At 68.3% G+C, this 19410-nt stretch carries 17 protein-coding genes; 12 read left to right on the top strand and 5 right to left on the bottom strand.

Translation table 11 applies throughout. The annotated features are described in order from the left end of the window. Positions 1–29: 29 nt before the first annotated feature. The 9 genes from O6P37_RS08110 to O6P37_RS08070 are packed head-to-tail and all read left to right on the top strand — an operon-like array spanning position 30 to position 9982. A complete protein-coding gene (locus O6P37_RS08110; RefSeq protein ID WP_264013437.1) occupies positions 30–689 on the top strand; it encodes a TetR/AcrR family transcriptional regulator in 660 nt (219 codons plus the stop codon). Next, on the top strand, positions 689–883 hold the full coding sequence (locus O6P37_RS08105) for a ferredoxin (protein ID WP_269893559.1): 195 nt from the start codon (positions 689–691) through the stop codon (positions 881–883). The genes O6P37_RS08110 and O6P37_RS08105 overlap by 1 nt, the downstream gene beginning before the upstream one ends. Positions 884–893: 10 nt before the next feature. Then, the gene (locus O6P37_RS08100) at positions 894–2135 is read left to right on the top strand and encodes a cytochrome P450 (RefSeq protein ID WP_269893558.1); all 1242 of its coding nucleotides are present in this window, start codon (positions 894–896) and stop codon (positions 2133–2135) included. Between the two features lie 36 nt (positions 2136–2171). Beyond that, positions 2172–3347, top strand: a complete 1176-nt coding sequence (locus O6P37_RS08095) for an amidohydrolase family protein (RefSeq protein WP_269893557.1) — start codon at positions 2172–2174, stop codon at positions 3345–3347. Beyond that, positions 3347–4612: a M24 family metallopeptidase gene (locus O6P37_RS08090; protein WP_269893556.1), complete on the top strand. Its 1266-nt coding sequence runs from the start codon at positions 3347–3349 to the stop codon at positions 4610–4612. Before O6P37_RS08095 ends, O6P37_RS08090 begins: the two co-directional genes overlap by 1 nt. Next, the gene (locus tag O6P37_RS08085; protein ID WP_269893555.1) at positions 4609–5775 is read left to right on the top strand and encodes a M24 family metallopeptidase; all 1167 of its coding nucleotides are present in this window, start codon (positions 4609–4611) and stop codon (positions 5773–5775) included. The genes O6P37_RS08090 and O6P37_RS08085 overlap by 4 nt, the downstream gene beginning before the upstream one ends. Beyond that, positions 5768–6727 carry an enoyl-CoA hydratase/isomerase family protein gene (locus tag O6P37_RS08080; RefSeq protein WP_269893554.1) on the top strand — a complete coding sequence of 320 codons (960 nt, stop codon included), beginning with the start codon at positions 5768–5770 and terminating at the stop codon, positions 6725–6727. Before O6P37_RS08085 ends, O6P37_RS08080 begins: the two co-directional genes overlap by 8 nt. A gap of 2 nt (positions 6728–6729) precedes the next feature. Further along, positions 6730–9153 carry a CaiB/BaiF CoA-transferase family protein gene (locus O6P37_RS08075; protein WP_269893553.1) on the top strand — a complete coding sequence of 808 codons (2424 nt, stop codon included), beginning with the start codon at positions 6730–6732 and terminating at the stop codon, positions 9151–9153. 22 nt (positions 9154–9175) lie between these two features. Continuing rightward, positions 9176–9982: an SDR family NAD(P)-dependent oxidoreductase gene (locus tag O6P37_RS08070; RefSeq protein WP_269893552.1), complete on the top strand. Its 807-nt coding sequence runs from the start codon at positions 9176–9178 to the stop codon at positions 9980–9982. A 24-nt stretch (positions 9983–10006) separates the two neighbouring features. Here the strand turns inward: O6P37_RS08070 and O6P37_RS08065 are convergent, their stop codons facing one another. After that, positions 10007–10876, bottom strand: a complete 870-nt coding sequence (locus tag O6P37_RS08065) for a hypothetical protein (RefSeq protein ID WP_269893551.1) — start codon at positions 10874–10876, stop codon at positions 10007–10009. Positions 10877–10973: 97 nt separating this feature from the next. Further along, positions 10974–12038 (bottom strand): NAD-dependent epimerase/dehydratase family protein, encoded by a 1065-nt coding sequence (locus O6P37_RS08060; protein WP_269893550.1) that lies wholly within the window; start codon positions 12036–12038, stop codon positions 10974–10976. 109 nt (positions 12039–12147) lie between these two features. Here O6P37_RS08060 and O6P37_RS08055 point away from each other — a divergent pair, with 109 nt between their 5' ends. Continuing rightward, a complete protein-coding gene (locus O6P37_RS08055) occupies positions 12148–12963 on the top strand; it encodes a lysophospholipid acyltransferase family protein (protein ID WP_269893549.1) in 816 nt (271 codons plus the stop codon). A gap of 43 nt (positions 12964–13006) precedes the next feature. Then, the gene (fadD12, locus tag O6P37_RS08050) at positions 13007–14629 is read left to right on the top strand and encodes an acyl-CoA ligase FadD12 (RefSeq protein WP_269893548.1); all 1623 of its coding nucleotides are present in this window, start codon (positions 13007–13009) and stop codon (positions 14627–14629) included. Here the strand turns inward: fadD12 and O6P37_RS08045 are convergent. The 3 genes from O6P37_RS08045 to O6P37_RS08035 all read right to left on the bottom strand — a co-directional run bounded on the left by O6P37_RS08045 (position 14626) and on the right by O6P37_RS08035 (position 18019). Then, the gene (locus O6P37_RS08045) at positions 14626–16083 is read right to left on the bottom strand and encodes a WS/DGAT/MGAT family O-acyltransferase (RefSeq protein ID WP_269893547.1); all 1458 of its coding nucleotides are present in this window, start codon (positions 16081–16083) and stop codon (positions 14626–14628) included. The two genes, fadD12 and O6P37_RS08045, sit on opposite strands and share 4 nt — an antisense overlap. Positions 16084–16250: 167 nt before the next feature. Continuing rightward, positions 16251–17087, bottom strand: coding sequence for a mycofactocin-coupled SDR family oxidoreductase (locus O6P37_RS08040; protein WP_269893546.1), 837 nt, complete (start codon positions 17085–17087; stop codon positions 16251–16253). A 278-nt stretch (positions 17088–17365) separates the two neighbouring features. After that, positions 17366–18019, bottom strand: coding sequence for a TetR/AcrR family transcriptional regulator (locus tag O6P37_RS08035; RefSeq protein ID WP_264013271.1), 654 nt, complete (start codon positions 18017–18019; stop codon positions 17366–17368). 189 nt (positions 18020–18208) lie between these two features. On the opposite strand from O6P37_RS08035, the gene O6P37_RS08030 reads away from it, so the two are divergent. Then, on the top strand, positions 18209–19396 hold the full coding sequence (locus O6P37_RS08030; protein WP_269893545.1) for an acyl-CoA dehydrogenase family protein: 1188 nt from the start codon (positions 18209–18211) through the stop codon (positions 19394–19396). Positions 19397–19410: the final 14 nt, after the last annotated feature.

Here is a 19410-nt window from a genome sequence, read left to right as displayed (position 1 = left end):
TTGACTTAAAGGCTGTGACCGGCTTCACTATGAAGGTGACCACTGCGAGAGTTGCCCGCGCCGACCGGGCCAGCGGAACCCAGGAGGCGATCCTCAAGGCGGCCGAGCGGCTCTACGCCGAACACGGGGTCTTCGCGGTGTCGAACCGCCAGGTCAGCGAGGCCGCCGGACAGGGGAACAACGCCGCCGTCGGCTACCACTTCGGCACCAAGGCCGACCTGGTCCGCGCGATCGAGGAGAAGCACCGCGGGCCCATCGAGCGGTTGCGCGAGAAGATGGTCGCCGAGCTCGGGCCCGCGCCGGACATGCGGGACTGGGTCAGCTGCCTGGTGCGCCCGCTCACCGACCACCTCGAGGCGCTCGGCAACCCGACCTGGTACGCGCGGTTCGCCGCGCAGGTGATGACCGACCCGGCCTACCACAGCATGATCGTCAGGGACGCCCTGTCGTCGCCGTCGCTCGTCGAGGTCATCAACGGCATCGCCGCGTGCCTGCCGGAACTGCCCGCCGACGTCCGCGCGGAACGAAACGTCATGGGCCGCAACCTGTTGATGCACAGCTGCGCCGACCGCGAACGCGGAATGGCGCAGGGCACCGCCGTGCCGCGGGCGTCCTGGTCCGGGGCGGCGTCGGGTCTGATCGACGCGATCGTCGGGTTGTGGCTCGCCCCGGTCTCCGAGGAACCCTGATGAAGATCACCGTCGACCAGGACAAGTGCGTGTCGTCCGGCCAATGCGTGCTGAACGCCGCGGACGTCTTCGACCAGCGAGACGAGGACGGCGTCGTCGTCCTGCTCGTCGACAGCCCACCGGCCGACCTGGCCGGACCGACCCGCGACGCGGCGGCAGCCTGCCCGGCGCTGGCCATCCACATCGAGGAGTGAAACACCCACCATGTCGGACACCCTGACCGGAACCGAGGCCGACGTCACGGCCGAGATCCCCGACTACCCGATGGAACGCGACGCCCGCTGCCCGTTCGCGCCGCCATCGCTGATGCTGCAGATGAACGAGACCAAACCGCTGTCGCGGGTGCGGATCTGGAACGGCAGCACCCCGTGGCTGATCACCGGTCACGCCGTCGCGCGGGAACTGTTCGCCGATGCCCGCGTCAGCGTCGACGACCGCCGCGAGGGCTTCCCGCACTGGAACGAGCACATGCTCTCCACGGTGAACAAGCGGCCGCGCTCGGTGTTCACCTCGGATGCCGAGGAGCACACCCGGTTCCGCCGGATGCTGTCCAAGCCGTTCACCTTCAAGCGGGTCGAGGCGCTGCGGGCGACCATCCAGGAGGTCACCGACGAGTGCATCGACGCGATCCTGGCCGGCCCGCAGCCCGCCGACATCGTCGCCAAACTCGCGTTGCCGGTGCCCACCAAGGTGATCAGCGACATGCTCGGCGTGCCGTATGAGGACCACGAGTTCTTCCAGGAGCACGCGAACGCCGGGCTGGCCCGCTACGCGGCCGCGGATGCGATGCAGAAGGGCGCGATGAGCCTGCATCAGTACCTCATCGACCTCGTCGAGGAGAAGCAGGCCAATCCGGCCGAGGACGCGGTGTCGGATCTGGCCGAGCGGGTGACCGCAGGCGAGATCAGCGTCAAGGAGGCCGCCCAGCTGGGCACCGGCCTGCTCATCGCCGGACACGAGACCACTGCCAACATGATCGGCATCGGCGTGCTCGCGTTGCTGGAGAACCCCGAACAGGCTGCGCTGCTGCGTGACTCGGACGACCCGAAGTTCATCGCCAACGCCGCCGAGGAACTGATGCGGTACCTGTCCATCATTCAGAACGGACAGCGCCGTGTCGCCATCGAGGACATCGAGATCGGCGGCGAGACCATCCGCGCCGGCGAGGGCATCATCATCGACCTGGCGCCGGCGAACTGGGACTCCAACGCCTACCCCGAGCCGGAGAGGCTGGACTTCACCCGCAGCGCCGGACAGCAGCTGGGCTTCGGCTACGGCCGCCACCAGTGCGTCGGACAGCAGTTGGCGCGCGCCGAACTGCAGATCGTCTTCCACACCCTGCTGCGCCGCATCCCCACGCTGAAGTTGGCCATCCCGCTCGAGGAGGTGCCGTTCAAGCACGACCGGCTCGCCTACGGCGTCTACGAACTGCCCGTCACTTGGTGACCGGCCGCTAAACCACCAGCCCGATTGGAGACACCGATGTCCACGCCTACCGTCCCTTCACAGTCAACCCTTTATCCCCCCGAGGGCTGGGGTGCGCCCAAGTTCCGCAAGGGCCACGCCACCCAGGACCTCGGCCTTCCCGCCGGCACGGAGATCTTCTCCGCCGACAACCACATCTCGGTGGCCGACGACATCTTCTACGAACGCTTCCCCGAGGAGCTCAAGGGCGCCGCGCCGCGCATCTGGTACGAGGATGGCGCCTACATGGTCGGGATGAAGGGCAAGGCGTGGACCGGCGGCGACTTCGGCCGCGTCCTCATGCAGTACGACGATCTGGCCGGGGCTGCGTCGAACAACATCGAGGCCCGGATCCGGGAGCTCAAAGAGGACGGCATCGACAAGGAACTCGCGTTCCCCAACGCGGTGCTGGCGCTGTTCCACTATCCCGACAAGTCGCTGCGCGAGCGGGTCTTCCGGATCTACAACGAGCACATCGCCGATCTGCAGGAGCGCAGCAACGGCCACTTCTACGGCGTCGGCCTGATCAACTGGTGGGACCCGAAGGGCACCCGCAGCACGCTCGAAGAGCTGAAGGCGTTGGGCCTCAAGACATTCCTGCTGCCGCTGAACCCCGGCAAGGACGACGAGGGCAACATCTACGACTACGGCAGCACCTCCATGGACGCCGTATGGGACGAGATCGAGGCGGCCGGGCTGCCGGTCAGTCACCACATCGGCGAGACCCCGCCGAAGACGCCGTGCCAGCACAACAGCGTGGTCGTCGGCATGATGGTCAACGTCGACTCGTTCCGTGAGCAGTTCGCCAAGTACGTGTTCTCCGGCATCCTGGACCGGCACCCGTCGCTGAAGATCGGCTGGTTCGAGGGCGGGATCGCCTGGGTGCCCACCGCACTGCAGGATGCCGAGCACATGCTGGCGTCCTACCGGCACATGTTCAACCACGAGCTCGAGCACGGCGTCCGCCACTACTGGGACAACCACATGAGCGCGTCGTTCATGGTGGACCCGCTCGGCTTGGCGCTCATCGACCGGATCGGCGTCGAGAACGTGATGTGGTCGTCGGACTACCCGCACAACGAGAGCACGTTCGGGTATTCGGAGAAGTCGCTGGCCACCGTGGTCGATGCGGTCGGGCCGGAGAACGCCGCGAAGATCATCAGCTCGAACATCAAGAACTTCCTGGGAGTCTGATGACCGCCACTTTCGCCTCGTCGAGCGGGCTCTCCCAGCTCGACATCCCCGACCTGCCCGACCGCGAGCGGATGTACCGCGAATGCGGTGCGCGGCTGCGGGAGTCCATGAAGGCCAAAGGCGTCGGTGCGCTGGTCCTGCTGGGCAACGGCAACGTCGTCTACGCGACGGGCGCCAGCTGGCCGCTACTGGATGCGGGTCTGTCCCATGTCGAGCGGCCGGTGGCCGTCGTGCTGGCAGACGATGAGCACCCACACTTGTTTATGCCCTTCAAGGAGGGCAGCGCGTTCGACACCGAGGTGCCGACCGACCACGTGCACGGGCCGCTGTACCTCGAATTCGACGAGGGCGTCGAGCACTTCGGCCGGGTGCTGGCCGCGCTGGCCCCACCGGGGACGACCATCGCGGTCGACGAACTGACCGGTGCGATGCGCCGCGCCGCGGACCGCCTGTTCCCTGCCGGCCCGCCCTCGGACGCGGCGCAGGTGATCGGGCCGGCCAAACTGGTCAAGACCGTCGACCAGATCGCGGCCGTCCGGAAGGCCTGCCGCATCACCGAAGAGGCGGTCGCCGACGTGCAGGGATCACTTGCCGCCGGTGTGCGCCAGATGGACCTGTCCGCGCACTTCGTCCGCCGCGCCTTCGAGCTCGGCGCCACCACGAACATGATCGAAGCCATCTGGCAGGTGATGCCGACCACGCGGGACAGCGGCACGGTGTGGACCACCACGGGCGATCTGGCGTTGCCGCTGTTGCCGACGCAGCAGGAACTGGCCGAGGGTGAAGTGCTGTGGACAGACATCAGCATCACCTACGAGGGTTACTGCTCGGACTGGGGACGCACCTGGGTCGTGGGGCAAGAACCCACGCCCCGCCAGCAGGACCAGTTCGCCAGGTGGCGACACATCCTCGACGCCGTGCTGGCGGTGACGAAGGCCGGCGCCACCTCCGGTGACCTCGCCCGCGCAGCGATCGCGGCCAACGGCGGCACCAAACCCTGGCTGCCGCACTTCTACCTCGGCCACGGCATCGGCACGAATGCCGCCGAAATGCCGATGATCGGAACGGACCTCGGCCAGGAATTCGACGACAACTTCGTCTTCCCCGCCGGGATGTTGCTGGTCCTCGAACCCGTCATCTGGGAGGACGGCACCGGGGGCTACCGCGGTGAGGAGATCGTGGTGATCACCGAGGACGGGTGTCAATCGATCACGGACTACCCCTACGCGCCGTACGGGCAGACACTGATAGGCCTACAAAAATGAGTGAAGAGATCGTTCCCGACGACCTGGCCCTGCGGACCGGACGACGGCAGCGGGTGCTGGCGCAGATGGCGGCTCACGACCTCGACATCCTGGTGCTCGGCCGGCAGGCCAACGTCCGCTACGTCACCGGCGCCCCACAGCTCTGGGTCGCGGGCACCCGGCCGTTCGCCCCGATCTGCGTACTGGTCCGCGCCACCGGAGACATCCACCTCAACAGCAGCTGGGACGAGGGCATACCGGAGGAGATCGGCCACGACCACCTCTACGGCCTGGCGTGGAATCCGATGACGCTGATCGAGGTGCTCAAGGGAATCGATGGAGCGGTGGACGCCCGCCGCGTGGGTACCGACGCCATGTCCCCGACGTTCGCGCAGCTGCTGCCCCTGTCGTTCCCGAACGCCGAATTCGTGGACGGGGAGATCGCGATGAAGGCGGCGCGGCGGGGAAAGACCGTCGACGAGCTCCTGGTGCTGCGCCGAGCACTCGCGGTGGCCGAACGTGGGCTTGCCGCAGCGGTGTCCGGGCTCGCGGGCGGCATCACCGAGCAGGCGCTGAACGGTGTGCTGATGGAGGCGATGGCGGCCGGCGGGTTCAGCACCTCGGCCACCCAGGACGGGGTGTGGGTGACCTCGCGCGAGCATGCGTGGCGGGTCGGGCGCCGCGACGGCCGGATCGCCGAGGGTGATCTGGTGGCGCTGGCCGCCGGCGCGCTGGCCGACGGCTATGTCGGCGAGGTGGGGCGCACCTACCCCGTGGGCGAGGTCAAGGGCGCCGACACGCTGTATCGCCGCTCGAATGACCTGTGGGAGCGGCTACTCGACGCGTGCAATCCCGGTGCGCCAGCCAGTGCTCTGCTGGACGCATACGAGGCTGCCGGTGAGGCGCTGCCGCCCATTCCGGTGGCTCACGGCCTTGGGCTGGGCTTCGACCCTCCGGTGGTCTCGCCCGATCTGCCGGCCACCTGTGCTGCCGAACGGCTCGACCCCGGGACGGTGCTGGCCGTCACGGCCTACGTGTGGGAGCCGGGCGTCGGCGCGGTGTTCCAGCGGGATGCCGTGCTGGTCACCGACTCCGGCCCGGAGGTGCTGACCACCAGTCCGACCTACACCGGTGCGACGGTCGGGGCCGCTGCCGGGGCTCGTGTCGGAGATGGGAATGGCTGACCGGCCCTCGCCGGAGGAGATCATCCTCTACGAGAAGGACCCGAGGACCAAGATCGCGACGATCACCTTCAACCGGCCGGAGTTCCTCAACGCGCCGACGTCGGCGGCCCGGTTGCGTTACGCCGACCTCTGCCGCGCGGCCACTGTCGACAACGACGTCAAGGTGCTGGTGATCCGCGGCGTCGGGGACAACCTGGGCAGTGGCGCCGACCTCCCGGAGTTCATGGAGGGCAACGACAACCCCGAACTGCGGCTGGCCGAGCTGCGCCTCGAGGACGACGGCGTCGGCGACGTGACCTATCCGCCGAAGGGCACCTTCCGCAACGGCGCGACGATCAGTGCCTGGTACGCCAACGTGCAGGCGGGCAACCGGCCGCTGCAGGAGCTCAAGAAGATCAGCATCGTCGAAGCCAAGGGGTACTGCTACGGCTGGCACTTCTACCAGTGCGCCGACGCCGATCTGGTCATCTCCAGCGACGACGCCCTGTTCGGGCATCCGTCGTTCCGGTATTACGGCTGGGGACCCCGGATGTGGACCTGGATCCAGATGATGGGGTTGCGCAAATTCCAGGAGATGGTGTTCACCGGCCGGCCCTTCACCGCCGCGGAGATGTACGACTGCAACTTCCTCAACCGGGTTGTCCCCCGGGAGGACCTGGAGGCCGAGACGGCCAAGTACGCCCGGGCGTGTGCGCGTAACCGGCCAGTGGACACGGTGTTCCAGCAGAAGCTGTTCTTCGAGGTGTTCAAGCAGCACCAGGGGGAGTACATGGGCAGCCTGCTGTCGGCGTTCTTCGAGTCGATGGGCAGCGGCGTGGCCAACGACGACGCCGACGACCTCGACATGCACGAGGCCATCGGCAGCGGCCTGGCCGGCGCGGTGAACGACAACGACAGCAAGTTCCCGCCCGACTTCCGGCTGAGCAAGTCGAACCGCGCGAAGAAGGAGTGAGCGTGCCGCCGCTGGCCGGCTACCGCGTCATCGACCTGTCCACCGGCATCGCCGGCGCCTACTGCACCAAGCTGCTGGCAGACGGCGGCGCCGAGGTCGTCAAAGTCGAACCGCCGCAGGGTGACCCGTTGCGGCGGTGGTCAGCCTCGGGCGCCGACATCGCCGCCGGGGCCGACGGCGCGCTGTTCACCTTTCTCGCGAGCTCCAAGCACAGCGTGGTGGCCGATCCCACGGACGGGTCAGACGCCGACTTCGTCGACGGGCTGCTGGCGGGGGCGGACGCCGCCGTCTGGTCACGCGGCTCCGATGTGGCTGAGCACCCGCGGTTCTCGCCGGCGGACATGCACGGCCGTCATTCCCAGCTCGCCGTCACCGCGATCACACCCTTCGGCCTGACCGGACCCTGGCGCGACCGGGCGGCCACCGAGTTCACCCTGCAGGCCTGGTCGGGCGGGATCGTCGGCCTCGGCCGGGGAGCCGCCGACCGCGCGCCGGTGTACGTCGGCGGGCAGGTCGGGGAATATCTCGCGGGCGCCTACGCCGCCGCCGCCACACTCGCCGCGCAGCACCGCGGCGGCGCCCTCATCGACCTGTCCATGCTGGAGACGCAGATCCTCGGGCTGACCTACTACCCGGTGACGTTCCACGAAATGCTCGGCAGGCCGTGGCGCGACGCCCGCCGCCTCACCGTCCCGGGCATCGCGCAGGCGGCCGACGGACTCGTCGACATCGGGTGCGGCACCGCGCAGCAGTGGTTCGACCTGTGCGCGATGACCGGCCACGAGGAGTGGATCGACGAGGACTCATCGCTGTCGATCACCCAGCAGGCCAACGAGAAGGCCGAGGAACTGTACGCCTGGGTGCGCGGCCAGGCGTCCGACGACATCCGCGACCTCGCCACCGCGTTCCGCATCCCCAACGCGCCGGTGGCCAACGGCGCCAACATCACCGGGCTCGATCACTTCCGTGAGCGCGGTTCATTCACCACCGATCCGCGCGACGGCTTCGACCGGCCCGGCCCGCCGTACCGGACCTCGCCGCCGCTGCTGAGCGCGCCCCGCCCCGCGCCGCGCCTCGGCGAACACACGGAGGCTCATCGCCGGAACTGCATTCCCGGCGATCAAGAGCGTGGCCTGACGACCGGGAATCCAGTTCCGGCGCAGCTGCCGTTCGAGGGCATGCGGGTGCTGGACATGACGACGTTCTGGGCCGGGCCGTCATGCACGCACATCCTCGCGCTGCTGGGCGCCGAGGTGATCCACGTCGAGTCCACCCGCCACCCGGACGGCACCCGCCTGATCGCCGGCATACCGGCGACCGAACCGCAGTGGTGGGAGCGCTCGCCCATCTTCTCGGGGCTCAACACCAACAAGAAGGGCCTCACCCTCGACCTGCAGTCCGAGCGGGGCCGCGCCCTGCTCGACCGGCTGTTCCCGACCTGCGACGTGATCGTCGAGAACTTCACCCCGCGGGTGCTCGACCAGATCGGCCTCGACTTCGCGAAGGTGCAGTCGCTGCGGCCCGACGCGATCATGGTGCGGATGCCCGGCTTCGGGCTGGACGGGCCGTGGCGCGACAATCCGGCATTCGCCTACGTCATCGAGGCCGCCGCCGGGATCAGCTGGCTCACCGGCTATCCCGATCGCAACCCGAACGAGCCGTACTCGGTCGGCGACCCCAACGCCGGGATCCACGCGCTCAACGGTCTGCTGCTCGCCCTCGAGCACCGTCGCCGCACGGGCGAGGGTGTGCTGGTGGAGGCTGCCATGGTGGACGCCGCCCTCAACGTGGCCGCCGAACAGGTCATCGAGTACTCCGCCTACGGCGCGGTGCTGCAGCGGGCGGGCAACCGCGGTCCGACCGCCGCACCACAGAACCTGTACCGCACGAGCGGGATCGACGAGTTCGGCCGCGAGGACTGCTGGGTGGCCGTGGCCGTCGCCACCGACGAGCAGTGGGCGTCACTGGTCGACGCACTCGGCCGTCCGGAGTGGGCGACGGCTTCGGAGCTGGCGACCGTCGCGGGCAGGCGGGCGCACCACGACCTCATCGACGATCGGCTCGGGGAGTGGACGGCGCAGCGCACCGCCGACGACGTCGTCGAAACACTCTGGCCCGCTGGGATTTCGGTGGCAAAGGTGATGCAGCCGCACCGGCAGACCGAGCTGCCGCAATTGGCCGCGCGTGGCTTCTTCGAAGACATCGGCCACCCCGTCAACGACCCGACGCCGCACAGTGCGTTGCCGTTCCGGCTGTCACCGGGGCCGCAGCGGTTCCATCGTCACCCCGCGCCGCTGCTCGGCCAGCACAACGACGAACTGCTGACCGAGCTCGGTCTGTCCGCGGCGGAGATCGCCGAGCTGGAGGCCGACGACGTGATCGGGCACGCGCCGCCGTCGCACCGGCCCCGCAAGGTCACCCGCTGAGCTGTTTGGTTAGCTCACTGACATGACCATCGACCCGTCGCAGATCCTGCTCACCGGCCGCGCGGCGGTGGTGACCGGCGGGGGAGCGGGCATCGGCCGCGGGATCGCCGCAGGGCTGGCCGCTTTCGGCGCCCGCGTCGCGATCTGGGAGCGTGACCCCGACACCTGCGCGGCCGCAGCGGAGTCGATCGGCGCGCTGGGAATCGTCACCGACGTGCGCGACGCCGCACAGGTCGACGCGGCGCTCGAGCGCACCGCCGCCGAACTCGGCCCGGTGCGGATCCTGGTCAACAACGCGGGCGGCGTGTTCCCGAGTCCGCTGCTCGACACCGGCGAAAACGGCTGGGATGCACTGTACAAGGCGAATCTGCGGCACGTCCTGCTGTGCACCCAGCGGGTGTCGCGGCAACTGGCGGCGGCGGGGCTGTCGGGAAGCGTCATCAACGTCACCTCGATCGAGGGGGTGCGTGCCGCTCCCGGGTACGCGGCCTACGCGGCGGCGAAGGCGGGCGTCATCAACTACACCCAGACCGCGTCGTTCGAGCTGGCGCCGCACGGCATCCGGGTCAACGCGCTGGCGCCCGACATCACCGTCACCGAGGGCCTGCTGGCGATGTCGCCCGGCGGCCTGCCCGACAAGCTGAACCACACGGTGCCGCTCGGCCGTCCCGGTCATGTCGACGAGATGGCTTCGGCAGCGGTGTTCCTGGCGTCCGACATGTCGAGCTACATCACCGGTCAGACCATCCACGTCGACGGCGGTACCCATGCGGCGGGCGGCTGGTACCGCCATCCGGAGACCGGTGCCGCGACGCTGGGGCCGGCCTGAGCCGCGGAACGGCATTCCTGGTCATCAAGCCGGCCGCTTGACGACCCTGCCTTCCGTCTCGCGGAGAGCCCACGCCGCGGCCACCCTGCGCAAGATGTCAGGTGTCCGGTCCTCTTTTATCACCCTTACGTGGTGCCACCCGAGACGTCGTATCCGCTCCTGGCGCTCCATGTCCCACACGTAGTGGCGGCGATGGGTCTGATGGTGCTCGCCGTCGTATTCGACCGCGATCCGCAGGTCCTCCCAGCCCATGTCGAGGAACGCGAAGGGCTCAGTGTGGCCGTCGAAGAGCGGGATCTGCGTGGTCGGGCGCGGATAGCCGGCATCGTTCAGGAGCAACCGGAGCCACGACTCTTTCGGTGACTGCGCTCCGCCGTCCATCAGATCCAGCGCGACGCGGCAGCGCCGGATACCGCGGTAGCCCTTGAACCGATCGACCAGAGTGGAGACGTGCTCGGTCTGGAGTCCGGTCGCGGCGGCGAGGGCGTCGAGGTGGGCGACTGCCTTGTTGCGGTGGAGGAAGCGGCCGAGGTCCAGCGCAGTCCGTTGAATCGCAGCCACCGCCATCCCGTTGATCTCGACGACGTCGTCGCAGTCGAAGGGATCGTTGCGGGTGATGATCCCGCGCGGTGGCCGGTGATTGTCGAGGATCAACTCAATGGCGCAGTCAGGGTCAACCCACTTCGCGCCGTGCAGTGCCGCGGCGGCGCGTCCTGAGACGACTCCGCGCTGTTTCGACCACAGCCATGCGCCGACGGTGTTCGCGTACAGCGATGGCTCGGCTACCCGAGGCGTGTAGACGTCCGGATACAACCTCTTGTAATGAGATCGGAGACTGCTGCGACTCAGCTCCCCGCGTGCGATGGATTCACTGGCTCGGATGATCGTGCTCATCGCTCGAATATCGCCGTCACGTCCGACATCCGACGAGGCGGACACCTGGGTTGTCAACAGGCCGCTTTGGTAACCGGGAATGCAGTTCCGGCGAGCCCTAGGGGCGGTCGAGGCCGGGCTCGCCGAGCTTCTGCCGGATCGCCGCCCACGGGTCGGAATAGCGGCCGGGCACGACGCGAGCGGCGGAGTGGCGCTTGATGTACACCCGGGCCAGCGGCGCGAGCACCGGCAGCACGTGACGCGTCCACCCGGCCTGGCTGCGCATCTCGGCGAGCATGTCCGGCCACGTGTGGTGCTGGAATTGCAGCGCTTCCTGGGCCCGCGTGGTGTCCATCCAGTCGGTGACGAACCACGCCTCGTCCTTGTCCGGATCGCCGGGGCGTCCCGGTGGAAGCGCACCGGCCATGCCGCGGGCGCCGGCGAGCGCGCGACCCACGTCGCCGTAGCGGACCTTGTGAGAGTCGTCGCCTGCGATCAACAGGATCTCGCCCACCACGTCAGCGGTGGTGGCCGCGGCGAACGCCCATGCCACATCCCGCACGTCGACACTGTGCATCCGGTTGTCGGTCGGCAGTGCGCTCTCGAAGAACAGCGCGTCGGTGGTGAACGGCATGGCCTTTGGGTCGGTGCTCAACACACCGCCGAGGCGCAGCACCACCCACGGCAGCGTCGAGGCCCGCACCAGCTCCTCGGCCTCGAGCTTGTGGCCGCCGTACAGGTCGGTCGGATGCGGCGGATCCTCGGCGCGCACCGGCTCGGTGTACCGGTGCGGATTCCGCGAACCGTAGACGGCGTTGCTCGACGCCTGCACGAAGCGGGGTGGGGAGGTCAACTTCTCCGCAGCGCGGACCAGTGTCGCGGTGGCATCGACGTTGACCTTGCGGGCGATCTTCGGGTTGCGATAGATCGGCGGCGGAATGACCGCGGCGAGATGGATGATCGCCGCCGGCGCCACCTCGGTCAGAAGCCTGTCCACCTCGGCCGGGTCGGTCAGGTCGGCCCAGCGGGCCTCGGCGCCGTCGGGCAGGGCGGCCGCGGCCATGCGGTTGGCGTCTGTCCCGAGGTCGGTGGCCACCACCCGCCGGCCCAGCGCCGCCAGGCGCCGGACGGTCTGCGATCCCACCAGCCCAAAACCACCGGTCACCAACACCGAATCTGACATTGTTCTCCTATGACGACGGGGGCGGCGCCCGGTGTCCGATCACCTGAGTATGTCGTTCTCTTTTCAGGAGAGTAACGTAATCGCTGATCAACGGCCATCAGGGGGAGCGATGAGCGACGACCAGGACTGGGTACCCGCGGAGCGTCCGGAGGTCGCGAAATGGGACCCGGAGTTCACGGCGACCATCGCGAAGACGGCGGGCGCCGCCATCAGGCGCTATTTCCGCTCGGAGGTGCGCGGGCTGGACAGCATTCCCAGCACCGGTGGCGCGCTGGTGGTGTCGAACCACTCCGGCGGCATGCTGACTCCTGACGTGCTGATCTTCGCGCCGGCCTTCTACGACAAGTTCGGGTTCGACCGGCCGGTGTACACGCTGGCCCACTACGGCGTCTTCGTGCCGCCCGTCGGCAGCCTGCTGCGCCGCCTCGGGGTCATCGGAGCCAGCCGCGAGAACGCAGGCAAGGCACTGCGCGACGGCGCGGTGGTGCTGGTTTTCCCCGGTGGTGACTACGACTCGTACCGGCCGACGTTCGAGAACAAGATCGACTTCGCCGGGCGCACCGGTTACGTCAGGACCGCAATAGACGCCGGCGTGCCGATCGTGCCCGTGGTGTCGATCGGTGGACAGGAGACGCAGCTGTTCTTGGCCCGCGGTGACTCGCTGGCCAGAAAGCTGGGACTCAAGAAGATCCGGTTGGAGATCCTGCCGGTCACGTTCGGCTTCCCGTTCGGTCTCTCGGCGATCTTCCCGCCCAACCTGCCGCTACCCGCCAAGGTCGTCACCCGCGTGCTCGACCCGATCGACGTCGTGGCGGAGTTCGGCGAGGACGCCGACGTCAACGCGGTCGACGCACACGTGCGATCGGTCATGCAGAGCGCACTGGACGAACTCGCCCGCGAGCGCCGCTTCCCGATACTGGGCTGATCCCGGCCGCGGGTTCGCGCTCCCGATCGGATAGGAAGGAACGATGGCCGACATCCTCGGATTCGTGCAGACGCTCTGGCGTGCCCGGCTGATCGCACCGATGCGGCCCGACCGCTACGTGCGGATGGCGTTGGCGGGTCGACGGGTCGGACTGACCGCGACCATGGGCGTGGCCGCCGCTGCCGAGCGCTGCCCCGACCGGGCCGGATTGATCGACGAGATCGGCACGCTGACCTGGCGGGAACTCGACGACCGGTGCGACGCACTCGCGGTGGCTCTGCAGCGGCTGCCGGGCGGCACTCCGAAATCCGTTGCCATCATGTGTCGCAACCACCGCGGATTCGTGGAGGCGCTGGTGGCCACCAACCGCATCGGCGCCGACATCCTGCTGCTGAACACCTCCTTTGCCGGTCCGGCGCTGGCCGAAGTCGTCGAGCGCGAAGGCGCCGATGTGGTGATCTACGACGAGGAGTTCACGGCGGTGGTGGACACCGCACTCGCCGCAGTGCCGGACGCCGTGCGGATCCTCGGCTGGACCGACGCGCCGGCCGGCGACGGCATCCGCTCCGTCGAAGGCCTCGTCGAGGAGAACGCCGGTGAGCGACCCGCGCCGGCGACCAGCAAGAGCCGGATGATCCTGTTGACGTCCGGCACCACCGGCGCCCCGAAGGGAGCCCGGCGCGCCGAGGGTGGGGGCGGTGCGGGGGACCTGAAGGCGATCCTGGACCGCACACCGTGGCGTGCCGAGGAGACCACGGTCATCGCCGCACCGATGTTCCACGCCTGGGGGTTCTCGCAGCTGCTCTTCTCCGCGCTGATGGCGTGCACCATCGTCACCCGGCGGAAGTTCGACCCGGAGGCCACCCTCGCCCTGATCGACGAGCACCGGGCGACCGGGCTGATCGTGGTGCCGGTGATGTTCGACCGGATCATGGACCTGCCCGACGAGGTGCGGAACCGCTACAGCGGCAAGACACTACGGTTCGCGGCAGCGTCGGGTTCGCGCATGCATCCCGACGTGGTGATCCGGTTCATGGACCAGTTCGGTGACGTCATCTACAACAACTACAACGCCACCGAGGCCGGCATGATCGCCACCGCCACCCCGGCCGACCTCCGTGCCGCACCGGACACCGCCGGAAAACCGGCTCCGGGCACCGAGATCCGCATCCTCGACGCCGAGTTCCGCCCGCTTCCGGCCGGTGAGACCGGTGGAATCTACGTGCGCAGCGGAACCCTTTTCGACGGCTACACCTCGGGGGCCACCAAGGACTTTCACGAGGACTTCATGGCCTCCGGCGATCTCGGCTATCTCGACGACGAGGGCAGGCTGTTCGTCGTCGGTCGCGACGACGAGATGATCGTCTCGGGCGGCGAGAACGTGTACCCGATCGAGGTGGAGAAGGCGCTGATCAAGCACCCCGACGTGGCCGAGGCCGCGGTGATCGGGGTGGACGACGCCCAGTACGGCCAGCGCCTCGCGGCGTTCGTGGTGCTCTCGGGCGATGCCGACCGAGGCGCCACCACACCGGACACCCTCAAACAGCATGTCCGCGAGAACCTGGCGAATTACAAGGTGCCGCGCGAGATCGCCGTGCTCGACGAGTTACCGCGGGGCAGCACCGGCAAGGTGCTGCGCAACGATCTGCGCGCGCATCTGGACTAGCCGGCCGCCGGAGCCGGCTTCATCGCGGTGGCGACCTCGGTGAGTCCGGGCAGCCCTGCGGCGCGCCGGATCTCGGCCAGTTCGTGCACCATCGCGTCGGTGGCCTCGTGCACGTCGTCGAATGTCCGGTCGTCGGACAGCACCGAGATGTCCACCTGGTCGACATAGCTCCACACGGTCATGTTGAACGCGCTGGCGGGTGACAGCACGCCGACGGAGTAGATCTCGGTGACCGGGGCGCCGCCGATGTGGCCGCGTTCTCGGGGTCCCGGCACGTTCGACACGGCGACGTTCATGATGCGGTTGTGCGCGGCGTGCTGGGACTGCCACCGGAAGGCGCCCGGTGCGACCGCGGTCGGCAGGAATTCCATCATCCTGCCCTGCAGGCCCGGGCCGAGCAGCTCGTTGAACTCCTTGGCGCTGCGGGCCGCCTGCGACGTGAGCCGGACCCGTTCCAGCGGATCGTCGACGTGCACCGGCAGCGACACCGCCAGCCCGCTGATCTCGTTGCCGGTGACCCGGTCGGCGGAGCGGTTGGTGCTGACCGGGACCGAGGCAAGGATCGGCCGGTCGGCACGACCGTCGTAGCGCAGCAAGAGTTCCCGCAGACCACCGGCGGCCATCGCCAGCACGATGTCGTTGAAGGTGACCCCGAGGTGCTTCGCGGTCTCCTTCACCTCCGTCAGCGCCACCGAGGCGGTCGCGAAGGTCCGCACCGGTGACACCACGTGGTTGAGGAACGTCGGCGGGGTGTCGAACATCTTCGCCATGCCTGCGTCGTCGTGTTTCTCGCGCGAACGCCGCCGCACCCGGGCGATGCCGCGGGCCGCGTCGCGCACCAGGCTCGGAATCTCCGAGATCTGGTGCATGTGGTCGCGAGCGGCCTCCCGCACCAGCTCGGTCGTCGTCGGCAGCTCGCAGGTGGTGTACTCGTCCTGCTCCGTGCGCGGCGTGCCCGCGAGGTCCATCAGGCGCGCCAGCAGATTCGCCGAGGCGACCCCGTCGGCCAGGGTGTGGTGCACCTTGCCGATCAAGGCGTACCGGTCGTCGGCCATGTCCTCGGCGAAGTAGAACTCCCACAGCGGACGACTACGGTCGAGTGGGGTGCCGGCGATCTCGCCGATCACCCGGTCGAGTTCGCGCCGCCCGCCGGGCGCCGGGACCCGCACCCTGCGCACGTGGTAGTCCAGGTCGACCGGGCAGTTCTCCAGCCACATCGGATGGTGGAGCCGGAACGGGATGTCGATCAGCCGGTAGCGCAGCGGGTCGAGCATGTACAGCCGCCGGGCGATGGTGCGGCGGAACACATCGAACGAGAATTCCGCATTGCCGTCGTCGGCCGGGTCGGCCACGTACTCGGCGGCGTTGATGATCGCCACCTTCATGGTGTGGGTGTGCAGGTTCGGGGTCTCGCTGTACAGCAGCATGGCGTCCATGCCGTTGAGCCGCTTCACGCCCCACCTCGTTTCTGCCCCACGGATCGCCCAGCGCTCCTGCAGTGGGGTTCCCCTCGGCCCCAGGAAACCATGCAACCATCCCGGCGCCGACGGCCGGAGGGTTTAGGCCGAAGTGCCGAATGCCCGGGCGCGGACGGTGTCCGCACCCGGGCATTCGTGACGAGCTACTTGAGGCAGCTGCCGCCGTCGACCGGCAGCGTGACGCCGGTGATGTAGCGGGCCTCGTCGGAGGCCAGGAACAGCACCGCGTTGGCGATGTCCTCGGGCTCGACCCAACCGATGGGCAGCGTGTGCATGAACTCGCCGACCACCTTCATGTCGTCGGGGCCCGGGTTCTCCAGGTCGGGGCGGAACAGCTTCATCGTGCCCTCGTTCATGAACAGCGGCGTGTTCACGTTCGTCGGGTGCACCGAGTTGACGCGGATGTTCTTGGCGCCCAGTTCGACCGCGAAGGTACGCATCAGGCCGACGACGCCGTGCTTGGCGGCGACGTAGTGACCGGTGTGCGGGTAGGCCTTCAGGCCGCCGACCGAGCTGGTGAGGATGATCGACCCGCCGCGCTCGCCCGCGAGGATGTGCGGGACACCGGCCTTGACCGTCTTCCACACGCCGCCGAGGTTGACGTCGATCATGTCCGTCCAGTCACCCTCGCTGGTCTTGTCCAGCGTCTCGCCGCCGTTGCCGATGCCGGCGTTGGCAACGATGATGTCGAGCCGGCCGAACTCCTCGACGCCGGCGTCGACGGCCGACTTCAGCGTGTCGTAGTCACGCGTGTCGGCCTCGGCCGTGTAGATGCGGGCGCCCGCGTTCTTGACCAGATCCGCGGTCTCCGCCAGATCCTCGGGCGTGGACAGCGGGATTCGGACACTGTCGATCTGCTTGCAGATGTCGACGGCGATGATGTCCGCGCCCTCCTGGGCCAGTCGCACCGCATGCGCGCGACCCTGCCCACGTGCGGCACCGGTGATGAAGGCGACCTTGCCCTCTACGCGTCCGGTCATTGATTCCTCGATTCTTCACAGGGGACTTCGTGGTGTGTATGTGGCGCCGACGGTCGAACACGTCCGCGGTGTCTGATGTCGGCGGTGGCATGTTGGGCGATTGCACAGCACTTCTCATCGGGCACTCTGTCACCGGTGTCCGATTGTGTCAATGAGGCGCTCATTCAGCGCGATTTATACTCTCTGCTTACGAGAATGCCATTCTCAGCAAGGGTCGGCAATCGCGGGCGTGTTCACATTGCGAACGCCCTCTCGGTAGCCGAGAACTCGGTTCTCCGCTAGCTGGCGGCGAACCCGTGGGAGCAGAAGTCCCACACCTCTTCGGCACCGATGGGGTGGATGGTTGCGTCATCGTTTCCGCCGCTGGACTGGGCGACGAACATGACCGTCTGCATCGTCATCGCAGCCATCCGCTTTGGGTTGATCCCCTCCCGCAACCGGCCCGCCTCGCTGGCGTCTTCCATCAGCTCGGTGAGCAGCGCGAGCAAGGGCGCGTGCGCGATCTTGACCTCGGCCGGGTGGGACACCAGCAACCGGGGTGCGAAGTCGGTGAACAACGGCCGCTTGGCGGTGGGATCGGGTCGCGACGACTCGAACAGCAGCTGAATGGCCACCTTCAGGCGCTCGATCGGGTCGGAGTGGCTGGCCGTCGCGGCGCGGATCTGCTCGGCCGACCGGCTCAGCGCGTCTTCGAAGAGCGCCAGCAGCAGCTCGTGTTTGCCGTCGAACTGCAGATAGAAACTGCGCAGCGACTGCCGTGAACGGTCGACGACCTCTTGGACGGTGAAGTCGGTACTGCCCTTTTCGATGATGATCGCCTGGGCCGCATCCAGGAAGCGCTGGACCCGCTGTGCGGCGCGCAACTTGGCGGTCTTGATGGACCGCTCGACCGCGCGCTGCTTCCAGGCCGGCTCTTCGCTGGGGGTGCTCACCGGCTGCTCAGACGCTTGCCGACTGGGGAGAACATGGATGAACTGTACCGGAGAACGCCTTGGCATTGTGGTCCTGGACCCCCTCGCGACCGACGTGCCTGAGATTGTAACTTTCTCACGATGAGAATAGTATTCTCATTCTGAAGATTAGAGAAGGCTTTCCACGTTTGCGAGCGCCCCGGGAGTGCCGTGCAGCTGTCGTTTGACGCCGATGTCGAGGCTTTCCGGGCGGAATTCGCCGCCTTTCTGGACGAACACCTCCCACCGGACGCCGACGCGGTCGAGCGGCCCCGGTCCACCGCGCACATCCCCGATTGGGCGCGGAGGTGGCAGCGCAAGCTGTTCGACCACGGCTGGTTGCTGCCCGGACACTCACCGGAGTTCGGCGGCCGCAACGCCACCCTGCTGCAGCAGTACGTCCATCAGCTCGAGCTGTCCCGGCGGCGGATCTACCTGAGTTTCAACCCGCAGGGCGTCGGCATCATCGCGGCATCGCTGATCTCGTTCGGGACGCCCGAGCAACAGCAGCAGTGGGCGGTGCCGATCCTCAAGGCGGAGAAGACCGCTGCGCTCGGCATGAGCGAGCCGGGCGCGGGCTCCGACCTCGCATCGCTGCGCACCCGGGCGGTACGGGAGGGCAGCGGCGACGACGCGGTGTACGTCGTCAACGGACAGAAGGTGTGGACGTCGGGCGCCCATGACGCCGACATGGTGCTGACGTTCGTCCGCACCGACCCGGACGCGACGAAGCACCGGGGGATCAGCGTGCTGATGATCCCGACCGACCTGCCCGGTGTGGTGTGCAGGCCGTTCGCATCCGTGTGCGACCGTGACGACCTCGACTTCAACGAGGTCTTCTTCAACGACGTCCGGGTGCCCGCCGCCAACCTGATCGGACCGGAGAACGACGGCTGGCGGGTGGCCAACGGTTCGCTCGGCCACGAGCGGAACATGCTGTGGCTGAGCTACGCCGACCGCTTGACCGACCTCGTCGACGACTTCCGGCCGAGCACCACACTCGACCGCGACCGATACGCGACGCTGGCGATGGACACCGAGGCGCTGCGCCTGCTCGGCTCCATCGCACTCGCCCGCGCCGCGCGCAGCGACGAGGACCCGGCCGCGCTGTCGGTGCTCAAGTTGCTCGGATCGGAAGCCAACCAGTCGGCCACCGAGTACGCGCTGGCCGCCGCGGGCACCGACGGCCTGGCGCATCCGACCACCATCGGCCCGTACACGCCGCTGAACATCGAGGGCCACTCGTGCGGGTGGTTCGAGCGGTACACACGAAGCTTCGCCGGCACCATCGCCGGCGGCACCTCCGAGATCCAGCGCAACATCATCGCCCAGCGGGCGCTCGGCCTGCCCCGGACCTGATCGACCAACAGAAC

This window comes from Mycobacterium hippophais (assembly GCF_027529605.1).
Classification (GTDB): Bacteria; Actinomycetota; Actinomycetes; order Mycobacteriales; family Mycobacteriaceae; genus Mycobacterium; species Mycobacterium arseniciresistens.
This window is presented reverse-complemented; position numbering and strand designations above follow the sequence as displayed.

What these genes read in the sequence shown, in the direction of transcription:
- O6P37_RS08105 (WP_269893559.1), top strand. Translation starts at nt 689, where the DNA reads ATGAAGATCACCGTCGACCAGGACAAGTGCGTGTCGTCCGGCCAATGC.
- O6P37_RS08090 (WP_269893556.1), top strand. Translation starts at nt 3,347, where the DNA reads ATGACCGCCACTTTCGCCTCGTCGAGCGGGCTCTCCCAGCTCGACATC.
- O6P37_RS08095 (WP_269893557.1), top strand. Translation starts at nt 2,172, where the DNA reads ATGTCCACGCCTACCGTCCCTTCACAGTCAACCCTTTATCCCCCCGAG.
- fadD12 (WP_269893548.1), top strand. Translation starts at nt 13,007, where the DNA reads ATGGCCGACATCCTCGGATTCGTGCAGACGCTCTGGCGTGCCCGGCTG.
- O6P37_RS08065 (WP_269893551.1), bottom strand. Translation starts at nt 10,876, where the DNA reads ATGAGCACGATCATCCGAGCCAGTGAATCCATCGCACGCGGGGAGCTG.
- O6P37_RS08060 (WP_269893550.1), bottom strand. Translation starts at nt 12,038, where the DNA reads ATGTCAGATTCGGTGTTGGTGACCGGTGGTTTTGGGCTGGTGGGATCG.
- O6P37_RS08085 (WP_269893555.1), top strand. Translation starts at nt 4,609, where the DNA reads ATGAGTGAAGAGATCGTTCCCGACGACCTGGCCCTGCGGACCGGACGA.
- O6P37_RS08100 (WP_269893558.1), top strand. Translation starts at nt 894, where the DNA reads ATGTCGGACACCCTGACCGGAACCGAGGCCGACGTCACGGCCGAGATC.
- O6P37_RS08040 (WP_269893546.1), bottom strand. Translation starts at nt 17,087, where the DNA reads ATGACCGGACGCGTAGAGGGCAAGGTCGCCTTCATCACCGGTGCCGCA.
- O6P37_RS08055 (WP_269893549.1), top strand. Translation starts at nt 12,148, where the DNA reads ATGAGCGACGACCAGGACTGGGTACCCGCGGAGCGTCCGGAGGTCGCG.
- O6P37_RS08080 (WP_269893554.1), top strand. Translation starts at nt 5,768, where the DNA reads ATGGCTGACCGGCCCTCGCCGGAGGAGATCATCCTCTACGAGAAGGAC.
- O6P37_RS08110 (WP_264013437.1), top strand. Translation starts at nt 30, where the DNA reads ATGAAGGTGACCACTGCGAGAGTTGCCCGCGCCGACCGGGCCAGCGGA.
- O6P37_RS08070 (WP_269893552.1), top strand. Translation starts at nt 9,176, where the DNA reads ATGACCATCGACCCGTCGCAGATCCTGCTCACCGGCCGCGCGGCGGTG.